Here is a 3,251-nt window from a genome sequence, read left to right as displayed (position 1 = left end):
TAATTTCTCGGTGTTATAAGTGAAAAATTAGGCTTTAGTTACTTCATTAAAGCGCCTGATTGTTGAAGACTAAAGTTTATATTCACCAAGAAAATTGATGTGCTCTTATCCTAACAAATTTTATTTAGGACTTACATGTATGCCTTCACGCTCTCGCCAATCTGCGTAAAGTATACGCTTTACATTATCATATCCATTGGTAGTTAATTGGTTATCTAACCACTGTTGATCAAATCCGAGTTCATGTAAATTATCCCATAAAATTTCCCCATCTATAATTAACGATGTTGGGAGGTCTACTGGACTTTCTGGAAGATTGAGATCTGGTTTTTGATACTTGGATTTTAATAATAAACTTATTTGCCCATTAGCTTCCAATATACCGTATTTGACTTCGCGAACTGAAAAGACATTATTTTGACGGAGTATACTCAATACTTGATTTACATCCAATTTGTTCTTTGTAAGTAACTTTCTGTCCATAACACCATCTCGAATGATGATGTTAGGATTGCCTAATAAGAGAGAACGTGTCGATTTATTTTTTAGAGTCATAAACTCTATTCCCAACATAAGAAACGTCCACAATCCGATGGCATATAAAAAATGAAAAATCCCTACCTTATCTTCATAAATGTTATTTCCTAAAAAATCTCCAAGTACTAACACAAAAACTAAGTGAAACGGGGTTTAACTGATAGATGGATGTTCTGCCTGTTATGATAATGATAAAAAATAAAGTTGCAAAACCTACTATGACTTTGATTGCCAGTAAACCCCAAAAAACTTCACCCAAAATTTATTCCTCCATTTTATATTTCACTCGATTTCAAAAATCCTCATGTTTTAAAATATTTATATTACAACATGTAAGCTAATTAAAATCAGAAAGATAAATAATACCGGTTTTTTCAACTTATAATAATGGAGAAAGCACGCGAGCACCCTGTTCAACAATGCGCTCGGTCAGGGATCGTTGCACCAAGTCTTCAATTCTTAATGGTACAGAATCAGTAAGATCCCTCTCGAACTGCTCTGTGAGTTCCCTTGTCACATCAGCACTGTACACGACTTGACACACCTCATAATTCAGGCGAAAACTTCTCATATCATAGTTTGCTGAGCCTACGGCAGCAATCTCCTCATCGATGGTCAACACCTTCGCATGTATCATTCCTTTGTCGTACTGGTAGATTTGAACTCCAGCTTCTATAAGTTCTCCGTAATAAGTACGGCTTGCAAGACCCACGATTTTTTGATTATTGTGGCGAGGAACCAGCAATCTTACACGGACACCACGAGTTACTGCTGTCTTTAAAGCCATGATAATATCCGTTTCTGGTACAAAATAGGGTGTTGTTAAATCAATAGTCTTGGTCGCCTGTGTTATACATATAAAGTAAGCTTGCCGAATGACTGGGGTAGGAATTCCAGGGTTTCCTTCCAACGTATGGATATACGCTTTATGCAATGTCCTAGTTTTTCCGGATATGTCCATTTTTTTATCATCAAGGGTGCTCAACTCTGATCCCAATTCGGCTGACCATTTGGAATGATCTGCTCTGCCGATTGAATTGATTTTCGTTACCTCTGATTTTGTTTTCAAATTTGTTTTTGATTTTATCCTTTCCGGCACAGCGATTTCCCAATGAACATCAAAAACAGTCTGCAAGTCGCCTGTTGCTTCCCCTATAATTTGCAAATGAGTGTCCCTCCAAAATCCTACGTCTGGCTTTAATCCTGTATATTCATACCCAACGTTCATACCGCCAGTAAAGGATTCCTTTCTGTCAATCGTCACAATCTTACAATGATCCCGATAATTCCAATTGGACAAAATCCAGGGAAATCGCAGAGGAAATATTGTCCTGCATTCTATCCCTGCTTCAACCATCTGCCGGATTTTTTCACGCGGGAATTTATAACTCCCCAAGCTATCTCTCATAAAACGAACCTGCACTCCATTTAATGCTTTTTCGATTAGCAGTTCTGTGATTCGATTACCAATTTGGTCGTTCCGATAGATGAAATATTCCAGATCAATGGTTTCTTGGGCTTTTTGCAGGGATACAAGGAGTTGATCATATTTTGCTATCCCATTGTTAAACACTTGGACTTGGCCCATTCGAAGCCCATTCACAGTGAAATGCCGTAAAGCATTGGCAATTACCGATGCTGAAGCACCGAATGTCTCAGGTAATTTGTTAGATTCATTTTTAGAACAGGTCAATCTTTTTCGATGAATAAACTTAGGGTTTGATATGCTAAGATATAGCCAGAAACCAATGACAGGTAAAAAAAGGACGATTATTATCCAATTCAAAGCCTTGGCAGGCCGACGAACTTCCCAAATTGCTATGAATAAGATAAAGAACGTATTTAACAGGTATAGATATAAAATCCACTCCAACTGGAATCCCTCCTTCTGTTACTCTTAACATGTACAAACTATGTAACCAGTATACGTATGGAATATGAAGGGATTGTCTGTTATATATTATGGACTACCTTTATAAGAACTTGTATAAGATATTAAGAACGAAAAAAAGAGAATTAAGGTTGGGAAAGTTCTGACATCAAGAAAGGCGTAATGATCTGGGCACTGTCCTAACTAGAGACTTAGTGATTTTGAAAATTACCATCTGGTAAATTCCTAAATATAGGTATAATTTTTTATAAATTTGGAAAATGAAAGTGGTAAATGCAATAAGAAGTAAATAAGAGAAAACATTAATTTATATTGGGAGGAAATCGTCTTAAAATTAGTCGTTAACATCTTTTTTGTTAATGGTTAATGAATGATCGGTATCTCTAACAGCAGCATAAAAAAAATCTTTGATTTGAAGATATCCCTTTACCTTTAGTTCTTCCTTTAACCACTTTTCATTTTTGTTGATAAATTTTAATTTACGCTTTTGCACTTTCCCTTCAATGACAACGGCTATGGGTAATCCGCGGTATTCCACTTTCATATGTAAATCTTTTGGAGTAATTGGAACTAATTCTTTTCTTGGAAAAATGCTAATTTCACCTGTTGCTTCCAAAATCGCATATTCATTATCGTGAATATCCGGATATCCTGTTGTTCTTAAATTAGACAACAGCTCAGGTAAAGGATATCTACTTTCCTTTAACTTTCGATTAAGATAAAAAAAGAATCGCTCCAAAATCATGAGGGGTAAGTTGGGCTAGAGCTGATTTCCCTAAAATATTTACTGCTACAATAAACACAATATAGATAAAAATAACTT

At 35.8% G+C, this 3,251-nt stretch carries 2 protein-coding genes and 1 pseudogene; all 3 read right to left on the bottom strand.

The features are described from left to right. Positions 1 to 120: 120 nt before the first annotated feature. Positions 121 to 669 (bottom strand): DUF421 domain-containing protein, encoded by a 549-nt coding sequence (locus PDQ33_RS28555; protein WP_002029079.1) that lies wholly within the window; start codon positions 667 to 669, stop codon positions 121 to 123. A gap of 247 nt (positions 670 to 916) precedes the next feature. Further along, a complete protein-coding gene (locus tag PDQ33_RS28550; protein WP_270757085.1) occupies positions 917 to 2,410 on the bottom strand; it encodes a phospholipase D-like domain-containing protein in 1,494 nt (497 codons plus the stop codon). Between the two features lie 352 nt (positions 2,411 to 2,762). Then, positions 2,763 to 3,251, bottom strand: a pseudogene (locus PDQ33_RS28545) (DUF421 domain-containing protein); the annotation flags it as partial.

Origin of the sequence: Bacillus cereus group sp. Bc031 (assembly GCF_027716265.1) — a bacterium.
Classification (GTDB): domain Bacteria; phylum Bacillota; class Bacilli; order Bacillales; family Bacillaceae_G; genus Bacillus_A; species Bacillus_A paranthracis.
Note: the sequence above shows the minus strand (reverse complement) of the source record. Positions and strands in the feature narration are given on the sequence as shown.